The 2,982-nt window shown below is 48.4% G+C and carries 1 protein-coding gene; it reads right to left on the bottom strand.

The features are described 5' to 3' along the window. Positions 1-722 precede the first annotated feature (722 nt). Positions 723-2,982: glycoside hydrolase family 38 C-terminal domain-containing protein (locus PKH29_07980; GenBank protein HNX14778.1), on the bottom strand; the 2,260-nt coding region annotated here is incomplete at its 5' end.

A 2,982-nucleotide genomic window follows, 5' to 3' on the forward strand; every position in this document is an offset into this window, starting at 1 on the left:
TTTGTTAAGATACACTGACACGAAAAACTTAATTCTCAATTATCTCGAATTACATAGTCTTCCATCGTTTCCCGGATCTTTATTCGTTGTAATTCTGGGTTTACTAGTTTTCTTTATAATGACTGTAATACATGAATTCGTCCATCTTCTCGGTTACATAAAAGATTTTAAATCATGTTATCTAATTTTTAGTATAAAGGCATTTTCGGTGTATAACAGCAAATGGGTTACCAAAACGAATCAATTGATAACTTTGATATTGCCTTTTCTGTTTTTCTTGCTCGTTGCCGCTATTATTTCGATTATTATGAAAAATATCTACTTATTTTATTGGATTACTTTACTTAATCTGGCGAGTTCATGTTCAGATATCGTTGTGTTCTTTGTTTTCTTAATGAAAGCACCCAAAAACTCTTTAATTTTAGGGCACTATTACAGAATTCAATAATTTTCGAATTCAAAAGCAAACGCGCGGACAGGTTGACTGTCCGTGCGTTTTCGGCGAACTGAAATGAACCGTTACGATTCATTTCAGCCCGCCCTACTTTTATTACGACGGGCGAATGCGATTCGCCTAATTATTTTGCTAAACTATTATTGAAACACAGAAGTTTTTATTCCGTCTTTGCGAGGAGTGAAACGACGAAGCAATCCAGAAACCCATGCGTCTGGATTGCCGCGGGGCTAAAGCCCCTCGCAATGACGATTGGTCTATATAAAATTTATCTCTCCATCAGATCGACTTCGGAGAAGGTTTTGACGGTGGGATCAAAGGCATAGGACTTGAATTCATATTTTGCCAAAGAGACCGTCTTTTTCACATCGACTGACGGGATGGTCAGGGTCGTTGTGCGAGATTCGGCGGTCGGGTTGAACAGGCGCAGGACGAATTTTTCGCTCTTTTCGGCGCGTTTGAAGACCGCAAGTGAGATGACCTTGTCGTCGAGCAATGCGAACGATTTAACTTCTTTTCCGAGTCCTGTCGGAAAGAAGGACAGCGCCATCGGCTTTTCGTTCTTTGCCGCTGCCTCGCGCTCGATTTTTTCATGGCGTTCGGTGTCGGCAGAGGCGTTCAGATAAAACTCAAATTCGCGCTCTCCCTGATCGATGAACGGAGAGAAACGATCCTGTTCCATGATATACGGCTTGCGCACCGAGAAATCCGATTTGCCCGCAGAATAGCCCGGTGAGCGCAGGCAGGTGATACGCAGTTCGCCATTTTCGCAGCTGCTGCCGTAGGTGCCTGTGTTGATCACGCTGACGGCCTTCCCCGCTCCGGTCACGACGTTCCATTTATGGCTGACCATCTCATCGCCGTTCGTGAGCAGTTTTTCGCTGCCGTATGCGGTTTGACCGATAAATCTCTCTTTACAGACGGTCGGAACGGTGAGTTTTAGCATGGTCATCTTTTCGTTCCAATAGACCTTGGCGGTCACTTTGAGCTCGGTGCCCTTTTTAGGCAGGAAATAGCGAAGGCAGAGTTGTGAGTGTTCGTATTCCATGATCGCTTCGACAATGGTGCGCACCTCGCCGTCCTCGATGACCCGCACCGACTCAGGATTACTACCATCGATGATTCCCGAAAACTGCGCACCGCGTGTTTTATCCATCAATGTGAACTTGCCGATTACATTGGAAAACGCCTTTTCCTTGTGCGCCCAGGAGTTTTCGTCGTCCTTGATCACCAACGGCAAAAACGCGCCTTCGGTGAGATAATTGACACCGTGAACCTCATATTTGTCGAGAGTGCCGGTTTTCGTGTTGATGACGGTTTTGATATCCTTGGTCTCAAAGACGAATTTGCCGTCTTTGACCGCAAACGCGGGCTTCGGCGGATTCGGGATCAGTTCGATTTTTACATCATAGCGGCTCATCTGACCCGGGGCGAGTGTGGCTTTGAACACGCAGCGTTTACGCCAATCGACGTTGAAGTTTGAGAACTCGTGTTCGGCTTGACAATCGACTTTTACGCCGTTTTGATAGACAATCGGATTTGCGAACAGGTCGCGGTTCTTGTTCTGGTCGGGCAGCTGGAATTCGCACTCGACTACCTGCTCCAACTCGAACGGATGCGGGTTATAGACCAGAATCGGCACCTCGCCGTCTTCGGCCTTGCGCTGACCGCTGGAAAGCGCCAAGAACGCCTGCGTGCGGACACGATCGAGCTCGACCAGCCCGTGCCCCGCCAGTGAGATGGCGTACTGCTCCACCGGCTCGATGGAGGAACCCGGCAGTATGTCGTGGAACTCCATCAGCAGCAGGTCTTTGGTGGCTTCGGAAATATTCTTTTCGGGGTACTGCATCAGGCCGGACATCGCGGCGTGAGCGACCATCTTCTCGGTCATATAGAGCATATTTTCAAGCTGACGGTGCAGCTGCTTGATGCGGATTTGAGTGGTATAGCAGCCGGTATAACGCGGATTCAAAATACCAGAATAATCGGGCAGCTTGTTTTTATCCAACTCGGTAAAATAGGCTTCGGGGATCGAGTGGATGATGTCGAAATTTTTGTCTTCCTCGTTGAGTTTTTTGATCTTTTCGTAGTCAACTCTCGACGGGCCGCCGCCGTGGTCACCGATGCCCCAAAGTACGATGCCGACGTCGGCGTTTTTGTTCTCATTTATCCATCCCTTAATCTTCTCGTCGGCCTCTCCGCGATGGGACTCATAAGAATTATAGGCGCGTTGGCAGGCGATTTTACTGCCCGAAAAACCGACCCAGTTGAAGTTTTCACCCGGCAATTCGAGCATATCAGGTTCGGGACGGCACAGCAGATAGGAGTCATACCCGGCCTTTTTCAAAATTTCGACAAGCCCGCGGCTGTGACCGAACGCGTCAAAGTTGATGGCGCAGGTCGGCTCCACACCGAATTTATCGATGAAATAGTTCTTACCAGCTAAAATCTGGCGAACAAAGCTCTCGCCGCTGGGCATGTTGCAGTCGGGCTGGAGATACCAGCCGCCCATGATGTGCCACTTTTTC

This window comes from Oscillospiraceae bacterium (assembly GCA_035353335.1).
In the GTDB taxonomy this organism is placed as follows: Bacteria; Bacillota; Clostridia; order Oscillospirales; family JAKOTC01; genus DAOPZJ01.